This is a genomic window from Asaia sp. As-1742 (assembly GCF_011753235.1).
GTDB lineage: Bacteria > Pseudomonadota > Alphaproteobacteria > Acetobacterales > Acetobacteraceae > Asaia > Asaia bogorensis_B.
Genome location: NZ_VWWA01000015.1, coordinates 1 through 17,906, shown reverse-complemented (window position 1 = coordinate 17,906; position 17,906 = coordinate 1). Strand labels below are relative to the sequence as shown.

Sequence of the window (17,906 nt, the reverse complement as noted above, 5' to 3'; positions counted from 1 at the left end):
CATCATCATGCTCGCGATCAGACTTCCCGAGGACATCGAGCGGCGGCTTGATGCCCTGGCTGCGGCAACGGGCCGCACCAAGACCTTCTACGCGCGCCAGGCGATCGTCCGGCATATCGACGAAATCGAGACCGAGGCATTGGCCGCGAAGGCGGCGGAGGAAGGGGACGATCCGTTTGGCGCTTTCTCCGAATGGGACGGGGCCGCCGACCGGAGGGCCTATGCCGGGCTTTGAGCAGGGCGACGTGGTGCGGGTACCGTTTCCCTATACGGACAAGGCGACCCGCCAGCACCGGCCCGCACTGGTCGTTTCGCATGGGGAACTCGGCGACGAGGCCCAGCCCCTGCTCTGGGTGGCGATGATCACCAGCGCCGAGAATCGCCGCTGGCCCGACGATTATGCTGTCGCCGATCTGGTCATGGCCGGGTTGCCCGCCCCGTCCGTCGTGCGTCCCTCCAAGATCGCGACGATTGAGGCGCGGCACGCCGAACGGCTCGGAACGCTGCCTCCGGCGGCGATGGCCGCGATCGGCATCATCCTTTCCCGCTATGCCGGCTGGGGAAAGCTCTGACGCATCGCAGGCGGCTTCCGGTCTCCGGGAGTCGCTTTTTGCGTGCCGGGCCGGCCGGAAAGGAGTGAGAGGGAGGCTTCGCCTCGGATGCCGACTATCCGGCATAGAGGAGAGTTTCCATGCCCGCTTCCGTTCTTGCTTCCGGCCGCGCCGGATTTCGTATCGACCCCTCGCGCGGCGCAAGCAGCGACCGCGTGTCGTCCGAATGGTTCAGCCGTCCCGACGACGAGCGGTATCTGTCACTGGGGGATCTGCACGCCGCGACGCTCGCCCGCGCCGAGCGCGCCACCGCCCGCACGGTGGAGAGCCGCGCGATCCGCGTGGAGGCGTCACGCGACGATGCCGAGCGCCTGACGCTGGCGGTGCCGGGTCAGGCCGAGTTGATCGCCCCCACGCACTGGTCTTTTGGCCAGCTCTGCGGTCTGGTCGGAGCGCCGTCCTCCTATCTGCGCGATCTCCCGGCCCCCTTGGCGGCGATCAACCTTCAGCACGGGCTGCTGTCGCACCGTGCCGAGCTGGTCAAGACGCTAGAGACGGAGGACGGCCGCGTGGAACTCCGCGCAGTGACCGGTCCCGATTACGGGCGCATCTGGGACCACGAACTGGTCGGCGCCGTGCGCAGAATCGCGGGTGACGGCACGGGCGATACCAACTGGAAGGTGCCCGGAATCATCGACTGGAAAAGCATGACCCATAATCCCTATGTCGACATCACGAAGGAGACGACCACGCTCTACGCTTCGGATCGCGACGTTTTCCTGTTTCTCGTGGATGACACGCATCCGATCGAGGCGGGACGGTTGCCGAACGGCGAACCAGATCTCTATTTCCGGGGATTCTATGCCTGGAACAGCGAGGTCGGCAGCAAGAGCCTCGGCATCGCGTCGTTTTACTTGCGTGGAGTCTGCCAGAACAGAATGCTTTGGGGTGTCGAGAATTTCGAGCAGATCACGATCCGGCACAGCAAGTTCGCGGCGTCGCGCTTCGTGCAGCAGGCCGCTCCGGCGCTACGAAACTTCGCGACGGCCAGCCCGGCCGGGTTCGTCAGCGGCATCCAGGCGTCGCGTCAGGCGCTGGTCGCGGAGAACGACGAGGATCGGGAGAGCTTCCTGCGTCGCCGGGGATTCTCGAAGGCTGAGACCGCCAAGGTCATCGAGACGGTGCTGCATGAGGAAGGGCGCAAACCCGAGAGCGTGTTCGATTTCGTGCAGGGGATCACGGCACTGGCCCGCACGAAGACCAACCAGGACGCTCGGCTTGACATGGAGGAGAAGGCACGCAGGCTGATGGAGAAGGTGGCGTGACGGACGCTCCCCGAATGGACGCGGGCGACCTGGCCCGCCGTCTGGCGGAGAGCGCGGAGGCAGTGTGCCGGCGGTATCTGTCCGCCGGCCGCCGTCATGGCAATTACTGGCTGGTCGGCGACGTCCGCAACACGCCCGGCCGGTCGCTCTTCGTTCGCCTGCGCGATACCGCGAGCGGCGCGGCCGGGAAATGGACCGATGCCCAGTCGGGCGAGCATGGCGACCTGCTCGACGTGATCCGTGAGAGCCTCGGCCTCGCAGATTTCCGCGACGTGGCCCAGGAGGCGCGCGCCTTCCTCAGCCTGCCGCGTCCCGATCCGGCACCGTCGTCGAGGGGTCGCCCGGCTCACGAGCGCGGTCCTGCCGGTTCGTCCGAGGCGGCGCGGCGGCTCTGGGCGATGGCCGGCCCGATCGCCGGAACGCCCGTAGAAACGTATCTCCGCCGACGCGACCTTACAGCTTTGCACGGAACCGCCGCCCTGCGCTTCCACCCAAGCTGCTTCTATCGCGCTGATGGGGACGGCCCAGCCGAGACCTGGCCCGCGATGATCGCCGCCGTCACGGATCCTGACGGCCTCGTGACCGGCGTGCATCGCACCTGGCTGGCCCCGGACGGGCGCGGCAAGGCGCCGGTCGAGAATCCCCGTCGCGCGTTGGGCAAGCTGCGCGGTCATGCTGTGCGCCTTGGCGTCGCGTCGGACGTGCTCGCCGCCGGCGAAGGCATTGAGACGGTCCTGTCGCTGCGGCAGGTCCTGCCCGATCTCCCGCTCGCCGCCTGCCTGTCCTCGACGCATCTTGCCGCCTTGATCTTCCCGCCGCTGCTGCGCCGGCTCTACGTTCTGCGCGACGACGATCCCGCTGGCGACCACGCCGTGGCGACGCTGGACGCGCGGACTGGGGAAGCTGGGATCGAGTTGATCGCGTTGTCGCCTCGGCTGGGCGATTTCAACGACGACCTCCGGCATCTCGGACGCGGGGCGCTGCGGGCGATCCTGCATCCCCAGCTGGCCCCGCCGGACGTGGCGCGGTTTCTGGATACTGTTGCCCTTTAGCGGGCCGGGAAGGGGGAGCGGGCGGTTCGGCTTCTTTCCGGTGGCGCGCCTGCCCGTGCCCTCCCGCTCGGTGGGTCCGCGCCTCCGGCCTTCAAGAGGGCGATCGGCCCACAAGCGGTCCGGCCCTTCAATGGCGGGGTCCGGCTATTTTCCGCCGCGCGCCCTTCCGTTGCCGCTTCCGGCCGCGCTTTGCATCGCGAAGCAAAATAGCCGGCCCCTCGCCATCCTCCGCTTCACTTCGGCCGCGCGTGCCGCGCGGTTCCGGGCCGTCCCGCCCGTGGGCTTCGACGCCCGGAAGGCCGCGAAGGGCGCGGCCGGACGACAGGAGGGCCGGGCCATGACCCGCACCGACGACTACGAACCGCCGCACGCCGAATCCCCGACCGCCCGCGTGTTGGCCGAAATCCAGACCTACGGCTACCGTCCGTTCGAGGACGAGCCGGACCCGAGGATGCTGCCCGAAGCCGACCGCATCGGCGGCGCGGTGGCCGACATCTTCGATGCCATCGCCGCGACGCTGACCGACACGCGGCTCGAGCCCGATCTCGAAGAGCTTCTCTGGTCCGCAGTCAATATCTTTCACCGTATGGTCGGACAGGTCGAGCGCGCGCTGGACCGAAACGAGCAGGCGCAGAAGCGCGGGCAGCAGGAGCAGGACGGCAGCGAGATCCGCTCGGTGGAGCTGGAGCGGCTGATCGCGGAGGGGCTGACCCTGATCGAGCGCAGGAACGCCTACGAGATCTTCCGCGACGAGGCGCAGGAGCAGTTCGAACGCCTGACCATGAGCGCCTGGCGTCCGAAGACCGGCTCGCTGGTCTCGCGCCGCACGATGACGGCCTCGATGATCGACAGCCGCGACTTCCTCAACGCCCGCCGCAAGGTCGAGGGCGAGTTGCTGGTGCCGCCCGGCCCCAAGGTGGTCGTGACCGGCGGCCTGGACTTCAACGATCACCTGCTGATCTGGGACCGGCTCGACAAGGTTCGCGCCAAGCACCCCGACATGGTGCTGCTACATGGTGGATCGCCGAAGGGCGCCGAGTTCATCGCCTCGCGCTGGGCGGATCACCGTGAGATCGCACAGATCGCCTTCAAGCCGGACTGGACGCGCCACAAGAAGGCAGCGCCCTTCCGCCGCAACGATGCCATGCTCGACACGCTGCCGATTGGCGTCCTGCATTTCCCTGGGACCGGGATTCAGGAGAATCTGGCCGACAAGGCCAGGAAGCTCGGTATCCCGGTCCTGCGATTCGCGGTCGGGTGAACGCCCGCTTCCGTCACGACGTCCGCCGTGCGTCAGCGCGGCGGAGCGGTGATGGTCGTGACCGCGTTGAATTCGTCGGGCGTCACATCCACCCCGAAATGCCTCGTGACGATACCGATAATGCTGGTGGCCGTATCCAGCCAGCCGTCGACATCGTCTCGTTTCGGCGCGCGGGGAACGTTGCCACCGGGTGTCGCATAGCGATAGGTGGTCGCGTAACTCGTCAGCCCTTCGACTTTGCGGAAATCCGCCTTCAGCGGGTTCTCGTCGGGCATGTCGTCGAGTATCGCGGCGAGCTGGTGCCGATGCTGTGCCCCGACATGGACTCCTTCCGCTGTCATGACCGCGATCAGCGCAGCCTCGACCGCGTAGAACAGCTGATTGACCGCGTTTCGGCTGCCGCAGGAATGAAGCAATCTGGCATCGCTGAGAAAATTGTTGGCCAACCAGACCTGTGCCCCGATCTTCTTGGCGGTCGGGTCCGACCCTTTAGCCAACGCGCACCCCCTCGCGGTGGATCACATAGGACAGCGTGTTGGGAACATCGACCGCTGAACGCACGTCGAGATCCCGCTCGGCCACGACATCGGCGACCAGACCTGCCTCTCTCCCGACGGACCAGGCGGTCACGGGGTTGAGATCCTGATCGGTGGCCTGGTTGGGAAGCACGAGGAGGATGTCCCAGTCACTGTCCGGGCGGTTTGTCCCGGTCGCCCGGCTGCCGAAGACCCAGACCTGCTTCGCCCGCAGCTTCTGCCTGGCAAGGCTGACCACGGTCCTGAGCTTGGGCTCGCTGGCGAGAAGCGCACGCGTCCTGTGGTCACGGCGCCAGTCGCGGCGTATCGACGCGTACTTGCCGTCATCCGGTTCCCGTCGGCTGGCAGGCCTGTCGATCATCAGCTCCGTCATACTGGAAGGCCTGTTGTTTGGCCTGTGTCTGCACTGCGCGCATTTATAGCACACGATAGTCCACGCCGTCGTCTCTCATCGTACCAGCCGACATCCGGCCGCCGCCGATGTTGCGCGGGTCCTCCCAAATGCTGCCGTCGATCATGGTCATGACTGATTCCCTTGTCATGGTGCAGATCGTCGGAAAAGGCCAATGCATCGGATGCGCTTGGCCATGGCCATCCCTGCTCCGCCTGCCGAGGGCGCGACGCCGAAGCACCGCCCGGCGAAACGGAGGAATGGCCGGAAATTACGGTCTCTCAATCCGGTACATGGGCCGCCATGACCGGGTGGTACGCAACCCGTTATTACGAAACTCTTGCAGTATCACGCAAGAAGACGGACCGGTCCGCAGTGACTCTGAGGCGAATCCGCCCCTATGGAGATGCCGGGACCGCCAGATCGCCGATCAACCCCGTTCGCGAAGCAGGCTCCGTGCGGAAGCGTTACGGGGCTCCGGTCGTCCTCACCGTGCGGCGGCATAAACGCCTGAGTCCGGCGTCAGGGTGCCCGCTGAGTCTTCGCACAACCCGCCACGGGACCGTATGCTGCATCCCTGTCTTTCCCTGCGCTGACGGTGCCGCACACCATGGCCTCTGTCGGATGGCTGATCTAGCCGCAGGCCGGCGATGCCTTGCCCGGCTGTCGCGACGGCGTTCCAGAACTTTCTTCCCCTGCCGGACCCCCACCCCACGCGACAAGTCGCGCGGGGGCTCCGGGGGCGCCGTCATTCCTCGCGCGGCAAGAAAGTTCCGGCCCTGCCGTCCTCCGCTTCGCTGCGGCCCTGAAGGGTGCTCTGCCGCTCGCCTCCGGCTGGTCGATCGCCATCGAGGCCACGGTAGTCGCGGCCCGATACAGCAAGGAGAGACGACAATGGCTAACATCGGTTCCTTCAAGAAGGCGGGTGAGGGTTTCGAAGGTGAGATCATCACCCTCGCACTCCAGGCTCGCAACGTCCGCCTGGTGCCCGAAACCAACCGTAGCAATGACAACGCTCCCGACTACCGCGTGTATCTCGGGCGGGTCGAACTCGGAGCGGCATGGTCCCGGCGTTCCAACGAGGGGCGGAATTACCTCAGCCTGAAGCTGGACGATCCGTCCTTCGCCGCGCCGATCTTCGCCAACCTCTTCGCCGACGAGGACGGCGAGAGCCACACCCTGATCTGGACGCGCCCCCGCACCAACCGCAACGGCGACTGAGGGCTCCCCGATCACCCGCCCGGGTTCGCCCGGGCGGGCCTGCGGCGTATTCTTTCTGTCCGAAAGACAGATGACGGTCGGTGCCTATCGCGCTGCCGGCCGCAGACGTGCGGGCTGGGGAGAGGGGCTTTTCCTCAGTCTCTCCATTGTACCATGCCCACGAAAGCCGCCTCAAGGACGCGCGGCCCCTCCAAAATGCTGCGCATTTCGGCACCTCCGCGCGCCGGCAGGCCGGTCGCCTGCGGCGATCCTGGACCCGGCTTCCGCGTGCATGCGGGCGGCGTCCTGTCTTCGACAAACGAAAGGAGCAGGACGATGACCACGCTGCACGACCAGATCCAGATGCTGCGCGCCGAACTGACCAGCTATCACCTCAGCCGTTGCGAGCGCAGGCAGATCGAACGCGAATTGAAAGAGGCGCTTGCGCGACGCGACGAGTAGCACGGCGCGAAACCGGACTTCCCGCCGGATAAGGCGGGAGGTTTCTCGCTTCGTCGCATTCGAAGGGCAGATGGCACGAACCCGTCCACAACCCAAGCGTGATTCTTCTTGAAAAGAATACAAACCAGTACGTAGTGTAACATTGCGCCTGTATGCTGGAGGTGGCGATGATCGTGCTCGGACTCACCTCTTGGGTCGTGGGGATCGGACTGCTCTGTCGGGTCTGCTTTACGTTGTTATCGATCCGTCGTGCCCGCCATGGCAGGGCTGATCGTGTTCTTCTGGGCGTATCGCGTGGGAGCCGGGCTGGCGTCGGTCTTCCTCGGCGTCGTCGCCGGCAGTCTCGCGCTCTGGTTATTCCGCATGGGCCTGACGGCAAGCCGGCAGCCCGTGGTCAGACTCGCGCTGGTGATTGCGTTCTGTCTTCCTGCCCTCATCGCCGGGTATTCAGCCACGCTCGGCTTTGCCCGGGTAGGCATACCATCACCGATCCGGCAGCACGTCCTGGTCGTCATCGGCGCGGGCGCTTTGGGCGCGGCGTCGTTCGCGCGTCTCGCCCCCGAGATGTCTCGAGAGACCTGAACATTCTTGTATCGACATGAATAACACGCGGGTCGTTGCCGCCTCGTGCGCGCCGGATCACTGAAACACGGTCGCGGGTCCGTCTGCCGGACCAACCGGCGCAACGACATCAAGGCAGAGAGGCAGATGCATAATGAAGACACGGCTCGACTGGTATGCACCGGGATTTCTCGACAAGGCGCTCTCGCTCGATCTTTCCCAATTCGCGCAGGAGTTCCTGTCTCTCAACGATGATTATGTGCGTGGCTATCAGGCTCTCGTGAGCCAGGACGACACGGACGCGGCAGCGCGCCAGCGAAATTTCGCGACCTTCGCGCGACCTTGGGGGCTGCGATTTCCCTGTTGACCCAAACATACCGGCCTGGTCGGTGCCCGCGCTTTGGGCGCAGGACGTGCTTTCCGCCATCATTGCTCTCATTCCGGCTCCCGAAATCTACGGCACATCGCCGTTCTTTCCGCTGCGCTTTACGCCACAGCTCAACAGGGGGCTCGCCGACGACGGTCTCCACCTCGTCATCGGTGACAGGAGCGGACCGATGCGCCTGTGGATCGCCACGGGCGCCGACAAGCGCGCCGCCGTGGTCATCCCGCTCGACGAGGCGTGCTGGATCCGCCTCCACCATCTGCGGCGGCTTCTCGAACGGCTCTACGGACGCGTCGTCGGGCCGCTGCCCAACACGTTCCGCCCCACACGATACAGGATAACGCGGCTCGCGTGCGCCCTGCAGGCGCTGACGGCCAAGCGCGCGGGTGCGAACGTGCGCGACATCGCCGCCCTGACCGATGCGGGTGTCAGGACATTGAGCGGCTCGATCTGGAAGGATGCGCACCAGCGCGCCCGCGTGGAACGTCTTCTGACGCTCGCGGAACATCTGGCTGGCGGCGGATATCTGGCCCTCCTGCAATATGGTCATCGACCGTTGCCTCGGTCCGCGCCCGTCGGCTGACCGTCCGCGTGAAGTCGCGAGGTCACGGGCATGAGGGGTGGACGATTCCTTGGAACACCCCCTGTCTTCGTCCACCACCCCAGCGGCTTTTCTCCGCCAGTCTCCGCCCCCGTACGCGGCGCTACGCCGTGTTCGTCCACAGCGGAGAACAGTCATGGTCACGAAAAGGCTCAGGACAAAACCCGCCCGGCACCTGAGAACGCCCCAGGCGGCCGAATGGCTCGGTATTTCACCAAGAACACTCGAGCGCTATCGCGTCATCGGAGGTGGTCCCGTCTTTCATAAGCTCGGCAATCGCGTCACTTATACGGTCGCCGATCTGAGAGAGTGGGTTGAGAACGGCATTTCGAAGTCGATCTTCTCGCAGAACTATATCCTGATGCGGGCCGGCGTCGCACGGCGCGGAAAGGGGCGGTCATGACCCCCTGCATGCCACACCTGCTCATGTCGAATGCGTTCTTTGCGCTGGGAAAGGGGCGTCGCCGGGGACCATTGCGCTTCAAGCAAGGGGGCCAGCACATTCTGGTCTCCTCTCCCAGGGCGATCGCGACGATCTGGGACGCCGATATCCTGATCTGGGCGACGTCGGCCATGGTGGCGGCCAGACGGTGTGGTGCGCCTGTTCCCGCCGTGCTCCAGGGCAAACGCCACGAGATCTTGGGCTTTTCCGGCCGCCACGTGTCGGGTGGTTATTACGAGCGTCTGCCTGACAGTCTCGAGCGTCTGAGCCATACCCGCGTCGTTTTGAGCCGAACGCCCTGGACCGAAGAACAAGACGCCGGGCCGTGGATCGAGGACTGGCGGATTGCCGCAGGTTACGTGCAGATCCGTCTCGCGCCCTGGCTGCGGGACGCCATCCTCGCGCCACGGGCTGTCCTGGCTCTCGATCCCGCCTACTTCACCCTGACGAGTGGCCTTGAGCGCCTGCTCTATCTGGTCGCCCGGCGCCATGCGGGACGACAACCGGGCGGGTGGATCTTCGAGGTTGCCCATCTCCATCGCAAGACCGCTACGACCCAGACGCTGACCGCCTTCATGGCTTTCCTGCGTCGTCTGGCCCGGAGCCATCGTCTGCCCGGATACCGGATCGAACTGTCTGGCGGGAATTGGCCCGAGAGGGTGCGCATGCGCCCCGTTATCGACGGCTCTGTGGATAATTCCGTGGACATCCCTGTCGATAACTTCATGGCCGCACGCCTATCGCTGCGGGAATCCACGCCTATCGCCCTCGAAAACGATCGATAAGGCATTGGTGAATAATGAGAAAACTAGCCTTTCTAAAGAGTCTAAAGAAAGACTCTTTGTACTTGAATACCGCGAGCGCGCGCGTGCGCGGTTCCTTGTCCAGGAAGACCGCGTCGGCGCCCTTATGCCGCGTGCCATCGGGCATTTGCCAAAAGGCCAGACTCCCGGGCGACGTCTGCAATCCCAGCGCTCCATATCCCCGGATAGCTCGCCTGATGACGGTGTCGGGTCGACCGACGGTCGGGGAGGCGCGGCTATGACGCTGCTCCGCGGCGACTGCCGCGACCTCATGCCGGCTCATGGTCCGTATGACCTGATCCTCGCCGACCCGCCCTACGGCGAGACCTCCCTGTCGTGGGATCGGCGCGTCGAGGGCTGGCTGGCGCTGGCAGCACAAGCCCTGACGCCGTCGGGTTCGCTCTGGGTGTTCGGCTCCCTGCGCAGCTTCATGGCGACCGAGGCGGACTTCCGGGCGGCCGGTCTGCGGCACGCGCAGGAGATCGTCTGGGAGAAGCAGAACGGCAGCGTGTTTCACGCCGACCGCTTCCGGCGCGTCCATGAACTGGTGGTGCAGTTCTATCCCGCGACCGCCCGCTGGCAGGACATCTACAACGCAGTGGCCACCACGGACGACGCCAGGGCACGGACGGTGCGCCGCAAGCGCCGCCCGCCGCATACCGGTGCGATCGCGTCCGGCACCTATCGCAGCCTCGACGGCGGCCCGCGGCTCGCCCGCTCGGTCCAGCGTTTCCGCAACGTTCATGGGCGCGCCATCCACCCCACCGAGAAGCCGGTGCCGCTGCTGGACCTGCTGGTGCGCGTGAGCTGCCCGCCCGATGGCCTCGTCGGCGACTGGTTCGCCGGGTCCGGCGCAGCCGGCGTCGCCTGCCGGCTGGCCGGCCGTCGCTACATCGGCTGCGAGATCGACCCGGACATGGCGCGGCGCGCCCGCGATCGCCTCGCCGCCATCCTTCCCTTTCCCGTCGGAGAACGGTCATGAACGATCTTCGCTCCCCCGCCGGCGCGCAGCTCGATCTGGTCTGGATCGAGACCCGCATCGAGCACTGGCTGCGCTTCGGCGCTCCCGAGACCAGTGTCGCGATCGACCGCTACCGCCGTCGCGTCAGCTTCGCGCCGGGCGACGTGTTTGCCCTGATGCGCTGGGTCGCCAGCGACACCGGCGCCGTCACCGTATCGATCGATATCATCCGTGCCTTGCCCTCCGACCGACCAGAGACCGTTCTGCCCTGGATCACGGGGGCCGCCGACCGGCTACTGCGTCAGACCGGCGACGGGCCGGTTCGCGCGGTGCTCGACACGATCACCCGCATCGAACGACAAAGGCTCGATCCCCGCGCCGTCTGCCCGGACTACTGGCGCGATCTCGACGCGCGGCTGCGGGCCAGTCGGCCCGTGCCGCCTTATGGCCGCGCCCGCCATGAGGCATGGCTCTGGCGGAGGGCCGCGTCATGACCCGCCGCGCCTGGTTCTTCACCACCTATGTCGCCGCACTCGCGACCCTGGCGACGACAGGCGTCGAACCCGCCCCGCACTGGGTGTGGAACGCCACCGCCAGCGTGCCGGTCGGGCTGTATCGCCTGACGCCAACGAGCGCCCTGCATGTCGGTGACATCGTCGCGCTGCATCTGCCCGAGCGCGACACGACGCTGCTGGCGATGCGCGGCTATCTGCCCTTCGGCGTGCCGCTGCTCAAGCCGGTTGCAGCACTCTCCGGTCAGACCGTTTGTCGTCTCGGCCTGCGCGTCACCATCGACGGGAAGGCGGTCGGCGATGCCAAAGCCGTCGACCATAGGGGGCGTCCGCTACCGGCGTGGCGGGGGTGCCATCATCTCGCGCCGGGGCAGGTCTTCGTCATGAACCCGGCGGTCCCGGCCAGTCTCGACGGGCGCTATTTCGGTGTCCTCTCGGCCGACGCCGTGATCGGCCGCGCCACCCCCGTCTACCTGCGGATGGGTGACGCCGAACCGCCACTCCCGCGTCTCCAACCACTCCCAGAAATGCCGGAACTGCATCCACGGCCACCGACCATGCCGGTGCGTCACGCTGTTCAGGGACCGCCCGGCCCGCCGCTGGAGTGACGTCGTGACGCTGCCATCCATTCTCTCAATCCCTGACAGGAAAGCTCTCGAACCATGAGTCAGATCGGTGTCTTCACGCGTACGGCCAACGGCTTCGCCGGTCGCCTGCGCACACTCTCCCTCGACGCGGAACTGACCTTCGCGCGTGTCGAGAACACGGATGCGGAGAACGCGCCCGACTATCGCGTCCATCTCGGTGACGACGCCGAGGCGCCCGAGATCGGGGCAGGGTGGACCCGTACCGGGGAACGCGCCGGCGAATACGTCTCGGTGTTGCTGGACGATCCGTCGCTCGCCCAGCCGATCCGCGCCACCCTGTTCCAGGCCGGTCGTGGCGGCCGTGTCTGGAACCTCGTCTGGACGCGCGCCGTCAGGCGTCAGGGAGGCCGTGAATGACGCGCGTCCATTTCCGGCTCGGTTATGCCGATCCGCCCTACGTGAACTGCGCCCGGCTCTATCGCGGACAGCCGGACTACGCGGACGAGGTCGATCATGCGGCGCTGATCCGACAACTCGACGCGACCTATGATGGCTGGGTGCTGCACGCCGCCGCGACACCGGCGTCGATCGCCACGCTGGCGCCGCTCGTCATGGACACGGGCGCGCGCTGGATGGTCTGGGTCAAGGGCTTCGCCGCTTTCAAGCGCAATGTTCCGGTCGCCTATGCGTGGGAGCCGGTCATTATCAAGGCAGCCCGTCGTCCTGTCGTCAGCCGTCGTCTTGTCATGCGGGACTGGATTTTGGAGAGCATCACCCTGCGTCGGGGACTGACCGGAGCGAAGCCCGAGGCGGTGTGCCACTGGGCGTTCGAACTGCTGGGCGCCCGCCCGGACGACGGGCTGGACGATCTCTACCCCGGCACCGGTTCCGTGACCCGGGCATGGGAGTCGTGGCGTCGACAATTCGTCCTGCCACAGCGCTCCCTCTCGCCGCCGATACATCGTCCGGACGACTCGCCGCTGGACGTGCTGATACCGGAGGATCTGTGATGCCCTCGCGGTCATTGTGTCCTCGGCAGGCGCTGGTCGCCGTGTGGATCGGTCTTGGGCTGGCGCTCTCGCCGATGCGCGGTCACGCCCAGGATGTCGACGCGTTGGTGCGGGAGGCCGCCCGGGAGGCCGCTATCCCGCCGTCGTGGATCCGAGCCGTGCTGAGTGCCGAGAGTGCCGGCGATCGGCAGGCCATATCGTCGGCGGGCGCCATGGGGCTGATGCAGCTCATGCCCGGCACCTGGCGTGACCTGCGCCATGCCCTCGATCTCGGTGCCGATCCGTTCGACCCGCATGACAATATCGTCGCCGGCGCCGCCTATCTGCGCTGGCTGTACGACCGCTATGGCGATGCCGGGTTTCTGGCCGCCTACAACGCCGGTCCCGGGCGGTATGACGACCATCTGGCGACCGGCCGACCGCTGCCCAACGAGACGCGGGCCTATGTGGCCTCGGTCGTACGGAGGATGGGGGGCGACGCTGTCCCGACCTCTCCTCGTCAGTCGCCGGACACCGCACCGGTCGCCCGTGTATCCGCCGATAGACTATTCGCCAGCCCCGCACAGAGCCCCGCGAGAGGTGTGGCTCTGGCTGGCGAGGGTCTGGTCCCGGCTGCACCCAAGGGACTTTTCGTCCCGGCCGGCTGGAGGGACGAACCATGAACGGGTCCGCCGTGTCGAGCCCCGCCGGGCTGCAGGTTCCGGGTTTGGATGGACGCAGGGGGACGCTGGGGGAGGGGGTAGCGGATAGGCAGGATAAAAGCCGCGAGGTGCGGCACGGTCGAGGGTGGTTTTGTGGCGGATTTCTGCAGATTTCTGGTTCCCTCTGCGAGGTGCGTGCCGCTCTGAGGCCTGCGGCTCCCCGTTTCTGGCGGTTTCCCGCCACTTTGCGCACCTCGCGGGGGTTATCATGACGAAAGACGATGATTTCCGGGTTCGACCGGGCCGTGTCCGTTCGTCTGGTGCCCAGCGGGCGCGTCCCTTTATCGCCCAGGCCCTGGCCGCCACCCAGCGGGCCGGTGGCATGGGACGGGGGCGCCAGGGAAGCGGCGGCGGTGGTCGCTCGACCTTCGGCCGCGGTCGCGTCGCCAGCGCGCATGCCAATCGTTTCCTCACCAGCCGCTCGCGTGGGGTGGTGATCAAGGCGCGCGTGGTGAGGCATGGACCGCGCGTGGCACCTTTGACGCCCCACCTGCGGTATTTGCGTCGCGAGGGTGTGACGCAGGATGGCGAGAAGGCGAAGCTGTTCGGTCTGGAGCAGGAGGAGGTCGATCCCAAAGCTTTTGCCGAGCGTTGCGCCGATGATCGTCATCATTTCCGCTTCATCGTCTCCCCGGATGATGCCGTAGAGATGCAGGATCTGAAGCGCTTCACGCGCGACCTGATGACGCAGGCCGAGCACGATCTGGGTACAAAGCTCGATTGGGCGGCCGTGGATCATTGGAACACCGAGCATCCGCACATCCACGTCATCGTGCGCGGTAAGGCCCAGGACGGTGAAGACCTGGTGATCGCGCGCGATTACATCCGCGAAGGTATGCGGGGGCGTGCGCAGGAACTCGTGACCCGCGAACTTGGGATCCGCAACGATGTCGAGATCCGGCGCGCCGTCGAGCGCCAGATCGAGGCCGATCGCTGGACGCAGCTTGATCGGCAGATTCAGCGCGATGCGGGCGAACATGGCATCATCGATATGCGTCCCTCACCGGATCGGCGGCCCGACACGTTCGAAGTGCTCAAGGTCGGCCGTCTCCGTCGCCTGGAAGGGCTCGGGTTGGCGCGGCAGATCGAGCCGGGCCGCTGGGCGCTGGAGGAGCATGCCGAGGCGACATTGCGCGAGATGGGACAGCGCAACGATATCATCAAGCGGATCCACCGTGGTCTTGCCGAGCAGGGCGTCGAGCGGTCGCAGGCGTCATGGGTGCTGGCGAGCGAGGAAACGGAGCATCCCGTCATCGGCAGGCTGGTCGGGCGCGGGCTTGACGATGAACTGAAGGGCACGGCTTTTGCAGTCGTGGACGGGATCGATGGGCGTACGCATCACGTCCATCTCCCCAGCCTGGAAGCGACCACGGACGCCCTGATGGGTGCGATCGTCGAGTTGCGCCGCTTCGAGGACGCGAAGGGTCGCCAGCGTGTCGCGCTGGCGGTGCGGTCGGACTTCACCTTGGAGCAGCAGATAGAAGCACAGGGTTCCACATGGCTGGACCGGCAGGCCTTGGCCAAGGAACCGCCAGAACTGGGTGGCGGCTTCGGGGCGGAGGTGCGGGACGCGATGCGCCAGCGTGTGGATCATCTCGTGCGGGAAGGGATCGCGCAGCGGGACGGGGAACGTGTGAGGTTCGAGCGTGGCTTGCTGTCCACGTTGCGTGAGCGCGAGGTAGGGGCTGCCGGGGAGAAGCTCGCACGGCAGGAGGGCAAGACGTTCGATCCCGTTGCGTCGGGTGACAACGTGGCCGGCGTCTATCGCAAGCGCGTCACGCTCGCGTCCGGACGATATGCGATGATTGATAATGGGCTGGGGTTCCAGCTTGTGCTATGGACGCCGCCTTTGGATAAGCATGTCGGAAAAGCAGTCTCGGGCGTCGTTCAAAGCACAGGGTCTGTTGGTTGGGAGTTTTCGCGTCATCGGCAGTCTGGCATTTCGATATGAACCCGGACGCTGATAGAGCCCGTTTGGAAATTGGGTCATGTCCGTCAACGTGGTGGAATCTGCGGTGTAGTTGAGGTGGCCATGGATCAGGCCGCCACGGTGGTGATCTGTGGTGGAACGACGTCGATCAGCGGTGGTGCGAGTTCGGCCATCACCTCGGTCTGCATGTAGCGGTGCTGGAGCTGCCACTCGTCGTTGGCTTCCAGCAGCACCGCGCCGATCAGGCGGACGATGGCGCCCTCGTTGGGGAATATGCCGACGACATCGGCCCGGCGCTTCACCTCCTTGTTCACCATAGCGCCGCTCCACCATGGAGCAGCAAGAACGTCAGGGCACCGAAGTCATCATGCCGGATAGAAAAGTCGAGCGGCCGTTCCGGTACGTGCGGGAGGGTTTCTTCCTGGCGCGCAGCTTCCGCGCCTCGACGACCTTAACGGCCACTCCCGCCAATGGCTCGATCAGGTTGCCAACGCGCGCGCCCACGCCACTACGCACCGGGTTGTGGCAGAGCACTTCGCCGAGGAGAAGCCAGCGCCGCGACCATTGCCGGTCGGCCCCTACGACGTCGTGCTGGCGCTGGAACGTCGCATCTCGCGCGACGGCATGATCTCGGTGGGCGGCAATTGTCAACGACGCCTGCAATTTCCCCGGATTGGGCGGAGTAATTTTCTCCACTCATCGCCGTCTGGTGCAGGGCATTCGGGAGGAGGCGAATGAGGGCGTCCGCAGCCTGTCAGTTTGCCTGGCTGGTGCTGGTCGCTGTTTTGGGTGGTCGTCCGCGGCGCCGTGGCTGCGGATCGACGGGGATGGCGGAGGGCGCTGAGCCTGGGACAGCAGCTCGGCGTGCTGGCGCATGCGGTAGCTGGAACCCTCGATCTGCACGACGACGGCATGGTGCACAGCAGGCGGTCGAGCAGGGCGGTGGCGGTCACGGGATCGCCAAACAGGCTGCCCCATCCCGAGCAGCCCCGGTTGGAGGTCAGGATCATGGCGCCCCGCTCATAGCGGGCGTTGACCAGCTGGAACAGCAGGTCTCTGGCCGCGGCGCCCAAGGTCAGGTAGCCGATCTCGTCGATGATGAGCATCTGCGTGCGGCACAGGTAGCGGATGCGTTCGCGCAGGCGCCTCTCGTGGTCGGCGCGGGTCGCCGAGGCGGGCATTGGGCCCTCCGGCGGCAGCGTCGGGAACCTGTACGACTGTGAGACTGTAGGCGAGACGATCATTGGCCTGTCCAAGGCCGAGGTGATCGGACGCTTACCTTCGAACGACAATTCAGAAATAAAAGAGATGATGGGTGATCGCCGAAAAGTTTATTTCCATATACGACGTACCGATACGTATTATGCGAGGCCGTAAGGCAAATCTCTCGATCTTTATGTCGATCCTGCCCAAGGCGGAGGAAGTCATGCAGAAAATTGTCAAAACACCATGTTCGCAAGACATTTATGCAATTCGCTATACGTTGGCGAGGCAGATCAATGGCAACGAAAGATTCGACGAAGACACATATCTGAACGACTTTATTAAAAAGCCATGGGGGCACGAATATCGAGTATATTGCGATTCAATGTTTGACGTATGGAAGTTGCGAATCGACCAAGCACAAACGACATCCATGCATTGCCACTTGCACAAGGATACCGTCCTTCTTTGTCTCGGAGGGACGGGTACCACGACGTTCATCGACGGGGCGGTTCACTATGTCACCCCAGGGTCGCACATCTACATCCCTCGGGGAGTATTCCATCAGACGGCGGCAGATCGCGGTAACGCACTCCATCTCGTGGAGGTCGAGAATCCGCGCAATAAATTCGATCTGCTGCGTATTTCGGATCCCTATGGCCGAAAACTTGCTCCTTATGAGGGAGACGATGACGCTGAAACCGGCATCGAGCCGATGGAGGGGCTCGGTCCGGGGCGGTTCATGCGGCGACAGGATACGGAACGTAAGTTCCGATTTCAACTCTTCGAGGGAATATATGCCCCTCTGCTCGAAGCTCCGATATCTGTCATCTCCCTGGATCTACGCCATCACGTTGATGGCCGCATTCGTCTCATGAATTCCAACGGACAGGCTCAAGTCCGCCGGAAACATACGTACTTGGCCATATTTCCGTCCTGAATTCGTCATCAGGGTGAAGGCCGCCAAGGTAACATCATAGACAAAATGGAGAATATCTATGTCCAATGGTCGTAAATTCGTCATCATCACTGGGCCCGGATTTCAGGACCATGATATCGTCTATACATACTATCGTACCATCGAAGAGGGCGACGATGTACGCATCGCGACCAAAGATGGTGCGCCGGTCACCGGCAAGTACGGCATTACGGTGCCCATGGACAAGAGATCGCTCGATAATATCTCGTTCGACGACCTGATTGTCGACCATTTCGATGCGGTCATCCTGACAGGCGGCCACGAAGCTCCCGACCGGGTAAGGCAGGACGTGCGCGTCAAATCTTTCGTAAAGGCAATGTATGACTCGGGCAAGGTCGTCGCGGGTCTCTGTCATGGCCCCTGGATCATGATCTCGGCCGGTATCATGCGCGACAAGCTTGCTTGTGCCTATGTCGGTCTGAAAGACGACATGGTCAACTCGGGTGCGAACGT

24 protein-coding genes and 2 pseudogenes are annotated in these 17,906 nt (G+C 65.1%); 22 read left to right on the top strand and 4 right to left on the bottom strand.

Translation table 11 applies throughout. The annotated features are described in order from the left end of the window. Nucleotides 1–7: 7 nt before the first annotated feature. The 5 genes from F3J08_RS14830 (at nt 8) to F3J08_RS14810 (ending at nt 4,189) form a co-directional block, all read left to right on the top strand. Nucleotides 8–235 (top strand): TraY domain-containing protein, encoded by a 228-nt coding sequence (locus tag F3J08_RS14830; RefSeq protein ID WP_166931036.1) that lies wholly within the window; start codon nt 8–10, stop codon nt 233–235. Continuing rightward, nucleotides 222–572, top strand: coding sequence for a type II toxin-antitoxin system PemK/MazF family toxin (locus tag F3J08_RS14825; RefSeq protein ID WP_166931033.1), 351 nt, complete (start codon nt 222–224; stop codon nt 570–572). Before F3J08_RS14830 ends, F3J08_RS14825 begins: the two co-directional genes overlap by 14 nt. Nucleotides 573–691: 119 nt before the next feature. After that, complete coding sequence (locus F3J08_RS14820) at nt 692–1,876, top strand: DUF932 domain-containing protein (protein ID WP_166931030.1); 1,185 nt, start codon at nt 692–694, stop codon at nt 1,874–1,876. Nucleotides 1,877–1,890: 14 nt separating this feature from the next. After that, nucleotides 1,891–2,928: a toprim domain-containing protein gene (locus F3J08_RS14815; protein ID WP_166931028.1), complete on the top strand. Its 1,038-nt coding sequence runs from the start codon at nt 1,891–1,893 to the stop codon at nt 2,926–2,928. Nucleotides 2,929–3,265: 337 nt separating this feature from the next. Continuing rightward, nucleotides 3,266–4,189 carry a DUF2493 domain-containing protein gene (locus tag F3J08_RS14810; protein ID WP_166931026.1) on the top strand — a complete coding sequence of 308 codons (924 nt, stop codon included), beginning with the start codon at nt 3,266–3,268 and terminating at the stop codon, nt 4,187–4,189. A 32-nt stretch (nt 4,190–4,221) separates the two neighbouring features. On the opposite strand, the gene F3J08_RS14805 is transcribed toward F3J08_RS14810, so the two are convergent. Then, nucleotides 4,222–4,686 carry a HEPN domain-containing protein gene (locus F3J08_RS14805; RefSeq protein WP_166931023.1) on the bottom strand — a complete coding sequence of 155 codons (465 nt, stop codon included), beginning with the start codon at nt 4,684–4,686 and terminating at the stop codon, nt 4,222–4,224. After that, nucleotides 4,679–5,086 (bottom strand): nucleotidyltransferase family protein, encoded by a 408-nt coding sequence (locus F3J08_RS14800; RefSeq protein WP_166931020.1) that lies wholly within the window; start codon nt 5,084–5,086, stop codon nt 4,679–4,681. The genes F3J08_RS14805 and F3J08_RS14800 overlap by 8 nt, the downstream gene beginning before the upstream one ends. A 924-nt stretch (nt 5,087–6,010) precedes the next feature. Here F3J08_RS14800 and F3J08_RS14795 point away from each other — a divergent pair. From F3J08_RS14795 to F3J08_RS14735, 14 genes are all read left to right on the top strand, one after another. After that, on the top strand, nt 6,011–6,337 hold the full coding sequence (locus F3J08_RS14795) for a DUF736 domain-containing protein (protein WP_166931017.1): 327 nt from the start codon (nt 6,011–6,013) through the stop codon (nt 6,335–6,337). A gap of 315 nt (nt 6,338–6,652) precedes the next feature. Then, nucleotides 6,653–6,778 (top strand): hypothetical protein, encoded by a 126-nt coding sequence (locus F3J08_RS17425; protein WP_255493494.1) that lies wholly within the window; start codon nt 6,653–6,655, stop codon nt 6,776–6,778. A gap of 258 nt (nt 6,779–7,036) precedes the next feature. Continuing rightward, complete coding sequence (locus tag F3J08_RS14790; protein WP_166931014.1) at nt 7,037–7,360, top strand: hypothetical protein; 324 nt, start codon at nt 7,037–7,039, stop codon at nt 7,358–7,360. A 133-nt stretch (nt 7,361–7,493) separates the two neighbouring features. Next, nucleotides 7,494–7,706 (top strand): transcriptional regulator domain-containing protein, encoded by a 213-nt coding sequence (locus tag F3J08_RS14785; RefSeq protein WP_166931012.1) that lies wholly within the window; start codon nt 7,494–7,496, stop codon nt 7,704–7,706. Nucleotides 7,707–7,752: 46 nt separating this feature from the next. After that, a complete protein-coding gene (locus F3J08_RS17005) occupies nt 7,753–8,307 on the top strand; it encodes a DUF2285 domain-containing protein (RefSeq protein ID WP_370458749.1) in 555 nt (184 codons plus the stop codon). 154 nt (nt 8,308–8,461) lie between these two features. Next, nucleotides 8,462–8,728: an AlpA family transcriptional regulator gene (locus F3J08_RS14775; RefSeq protein ID WP_166931009.1), complete on the top strand. Its 267-nt coding sequence runs from the start codon at nt 8,462–8,464 to the stop codon at nt 8,726–8,728. A gap of 8 nt (nt 8,729–8,736) precedes the next feature. Continuing rightward, complete coding sequence (locus tag F3J08_RS14770) at nt 8,737–9,552, top strand: replication initiator protein A (RefSeq protein ID WP_166931007.1); 816 nt, start codon at nt 8,737–8,739, stop codon at nt 9,550–9,552. A gap of 256 nt (nt 9,553–9,808) precedes the next feature. Then, nucleotides 9,809–10,552 (top strand): site-specific DNA-methyltransferase, encoded by a 744-nt coding sequence (locus F3J08_RS14765; RefSeq protein WP_166931004.1) that lies wholly within the window; start codon nt 9,809–9,811, stop codon nt 10,550–10,552. Continuing rightward, entirely contained in the window at nt 10,549–11,025 is a 477-nt protein-coding gene (locus F3J08_RS14760) for a DUF2840 domain-containing protein (RefSeq protein ID WP_166931002.1), read from the top strand. Before F3J08_RS14765 ends, F3J08_RS14760 begins: the two co-directional genes overlap by 4 nt. After that, nucleotides 11,022–11,651, top strand: a complete 630-nt coding sequence (locus tag F3J08_RS14755; RefSeq protein ID WP_166930999.1) for a S26 family signal peptidase — start codon at nt 11,022–11,024, stop codon at nt 11,649–11,651. Before F3J08_RS14760 ends, F3J08_RS14755 begins: the two co-directional genes overlap by 4 nt. A 54-nt stretch (nt 11,652–11,705) precedes the next feature. Then, a complete protein-coding gene (locus F3J08_RS14750) occupies nt 11,706–12,047 on the top strand; it encodes a DUF736 domain-containing protein (RefSeq protein ID WP_166930997.1) in 342 nt (113 codons plus the stop codon). After that, nucleotides 12,044–12,640 carry a hypothetical protein gene (locus F3J08_RS14745; RefSeq protein WP_166930994.1) on the top strand — a complete coding sequence of 199 codons (597 nt, stop codon included), beginning with the start codon at nt 12,044–12,046 and terminating at the stop codon, nt 12,638–12,640. Before F3J08_RS14750 ends, F3J08_RS14745 begins: the two co-directional genes overlap by 4 nt. 74 nt (nt 12,641–12,714) lie before the next feature. Next, complete coding sequence (locus tag F3J08_RS14740; RefSeq protein ID WP_205207061.1) at nt 12,715–13,302, top strand: lytic transglycosylase domain-containing protein; 588 nt, start codon at nt 12,715–12,717, stop codon at nt 13,300–13,302. Nucleotides 13,303–13,549: 247 nt separating this feature from the next. Next, nucleotides 13,550–15,292, top strand: a complete 1,743-nt coding sequence (locus F3J08_RS14735) for a VirD2 family relaxase/mobilization nuclease (protein ID WP_166930990.1) — start codon at nt 13,550–13,552, stop codon at nt 15,290–15,292. Nucleotides 15,293–15,378: 86 nt separating this feature from the next. Here F3J08_RS14735 and F3J08_RS14730 read toward each other — a convergent pair. Beyond that, a pseudogene (locus F3J08_RS14730) lies at nt 15,379–15,585 on the bottom strand (transposase); the annotation flags it as partial. Nucleotides 15,586–15,650: 65 nt separating this feature from the next. Between F3J08_RS14730 and F3J08_RS14725 the strand changes: the two are divergent. Then, nucleotides 15,651–15,916 (top strand): annotated as a pseudogene (locus F3J08_RS14725) (IS21 family transposase); the annotation flags it as partial. Nucleotides 15,917–15,918: 2 nt separating this feature from the next. On the opposite strand, the gene F3J08_RS14720 reads toward F3J08_RS14725, so the two are convergent. Further along, nucleotides 15,919–16,377, bottom strand: coding sequence for an ATP-binding protein (locus F3J08_RS14720; RefSeq protein ID WP_304488588.1), 459 nt, complete (start codon nt 16,375–16,377; stop codon nt 15,919–15,921). 209 nt (nt 16,378–16,586) lie between these two features. Between F3J08_RS14720 and F3J08_RS14715 the strand changes: the two genes are divergently transcribed. Together F3J08_RS14715 and F3J08_RS14710 are read left to right on the top strand one after the other, a co-directional pair. Then, the gene (locus F3J08_RS14715) at nt 16,587–17,414 is read left to right on the top strand and encodes a cupin domain-containing protein (protein WP_205207051.1); all 828 of its coding nucleotides are present in this window, start codon (nt 16,587–16,589) and stop codon (nt 17,412–17,414) included. 58 nt (nt 17,415–17,472) lie between these two features. Then, nucleotides 17,473–17,906: DJ-1/PfpI family protein (locus tag F3J08_RS14710; protein WP_166930987.1), on the top strand; the 434-nt coding region annotated here is incomplete at its 3' end.

Coding starts and splice junctions, on each gene's coding strand:
- F3J08_RS14830 (WP_166931036.1), top strand. CDS start 8: ATGCTCGCGATCAGACTTCCCGAGGACATCGAGCGGCGGCTTGATGCC.
- F3J08_RS14825 (WP_166931033.1), top strand. CDS start 222: ATGCCGGGCTTTGAGCAGGGCGACGTGGTGCGGGTACCGTTTCCCTAT.
- F3J08_RS14820 (WP_166931030.1), top strand. CDS start 692: ATGCCCGCTTCCGTTCTTGCTTCCGGCCGCGCCGGATTTCGTATCGAC.
- F3J08_RS14815 (WP_166931028.1), top strand. CDS start 1,891: ATGGACGCGGGCGACCTGGCCCGCCGTCTGGCGGAGAGCGCGGAGGCA.
- F3J08_RS14810 (WP_166931026.1), top strand. CDS start 3,266: ATGACCCGCACCGACGACTACGAACCGCCGCACGCCGAATCCCCGACC.
- F3J08_RS14800 (WP_166931020.1), bottom strand. CDS start 5,086: ATGATCGACAGGCCTGCCAGCCGACGGGAACCGGATGACGGCAAGTAC.
- F3J08_RS14795 (WP_166931017.1), top strand. CDS start 6,011: ATGGCTAACATCGGTTCCTTCAAGAAGGCGGGTGAGGGTTTCGAAGGT.
- F3J08_RS17425 (WP_255493494.1), top strand. CDS start 6,653: ATGACCACGCTGCACGACCAGATCCAGATGCTGCGCGCCGAACTGACC.
- F3J08_RS14790 (WP_166931014.1), top strand. CDS start 7,037: ATGGCAGGGCTGATCGTGTTCTTCTGGGCGTATCGCGTGGGAGCCGGG.
- F3J08_RS14785 (WP_166931012.1), top strand. CDS start 7,494: ATGAAGACACGGCTCGACTGGTATGCACCGGGATTTCTCGACAAGGCG.
- F3J08_RS14775 (WP_166931009.1), top strand. CDS start 8,462: ATGGTCACGAAAAGGCTCAGGACAAAACCCGCCCGGCACCTGAGAACG.
- F3J08_RS14770 (WP_166931007.1), top strand. CDS start 8,737: ATGCCACACCTGCTCATGTCGAATGCGTTCTTTGCGCTGGGAAAGGGG.
- F3J08_RS14765 (WP_166931004.1), top strand. CDS start 9,809: ATGACGCTGCTCCGCGGCGACTGCCGCGACCTCATGCCGGCTCATGGT.
- F3J08_RS14760 (WP_166931002.1), top strand. CDS start 10,549: ATGAACGATCTTCGCTCCCCCGCCGGCGCGCAGCTCGATCTGGTCTGG.
- F3J08_RS14755 (WP_166930999.1), top strand. CDS start 11,022: ATGACCCGCCGCGCCTGGTTCTTCACCACCTATGTCGCCGCACTCGCG.
- F3J08_RS14750 (WP_166930997.1), top strand. CDS start 11,706: ATGAGTCAGATCGGTGTCTTCACGCGTACGGCCAACGGCTTCGCCGGT.
- F3J08_RS14745 (WP_166930994.1), top strand. CDS start 12,044: ATGACGCGCGTCCATTTCCGGCTCGGTTATGCCGATCCGCCCTACGTG.
- F3J08_RS14740 (WP_205207061.1), top strand. CDS start 12,715: ATGCGCGGTCACGCCCAGGATGTCGACGCGTTGGTGCGGGAGGCCGCC.
- F3J08_RS14735 (WP_166930990.1), top strand. CDS start 13,550: ATGACGAAAGACGATGATTTCCGGGTTCGACCGGGCCGTGTCCGTTCG.
- F3J08_RS14720 (WP_304488588.1), bottom strand. CDS start 16,377: ATGCTCATCATCGACGAGATCGGCTACCTGACCTTGGGCGCCGCGGCC.